The 627-nt window shown below is 38.3% G+C and carries 1 protein-coding gene; it reads right to left on the bottom strand.

The window, feature by feature from the left end; genetic code table 11:
- On the bottom strand, positions 1 to 627 hold a 627-nt coding region (locus RG565_RS08985), incomplete at both ends, for an LPXTG cell wall anchor domain-containing protein (protein WP_308937473.1).

Genomic DNA, 627 nt, shown 5'->3' with positions numbered 1-627 from the left:
AGTTGAACCTGCCAACATTGTCTTACCATTGACATCTTCACCTTTGGCATTTGTACCTTTCTTAGTCGGTTCTGCCTTCACTTCCTTGTAGACATAAGTAACTTCGGTTACACCTTTGGTAACTTTACCTTTTTCATTACCTTTTGTCTTTTCAGGAACGAGGTTGTACACTTTATCACCAGACTTGATTGCTGTCGTCTTGTGGTCTGTCGTATCGTAGTTTTCACCAACCTTAGAATGAGAAGTATCTGTTACATCTTCTTTGATCTTCTTACCAGATTCATCTACATAGTGAACCACAACATCACCATAATCTTGAGGTGAGTCTACTGTTACCGTATTAGAATCACGTTCAACATTGTTGATAATTTCAGTAAAGGTATTCTTCACAGTACCATAGTCAAGTTGTTTCACTTGCATGTAACCTGTAGCTTGGAATTCACTATTATCTGAAATCTTGCTCAAGAAGTCACTAGAGAATGAATACACAACTGTTCTTGACTTGTGATCAATCGTTTGGCTGACATATTGCGTCAAGTCAGTACCTTTAGCTAATCTTGTACCGTCTTTCAAGAGAAGATCTGTCTTCGCAAACCATTTGTGAACACCGTTGTATTCTACTAATGG

Origin of the sequence: Streptococcus sp. IsoGale021 (assembly GCF_031142795.1) — a bacterium.
GTDB classification, from domain to species: Bacteria; Bacillota; Bacilli; order Lactobacillales; family Streptococcaceae; genus Streptococcus; species Streptococcus hominis.
The sequence above is the reverse complement of the archived record's forward strand: the minus strand, read 5'-3'. Positions and strand labels throughout refer to the sequence as shown.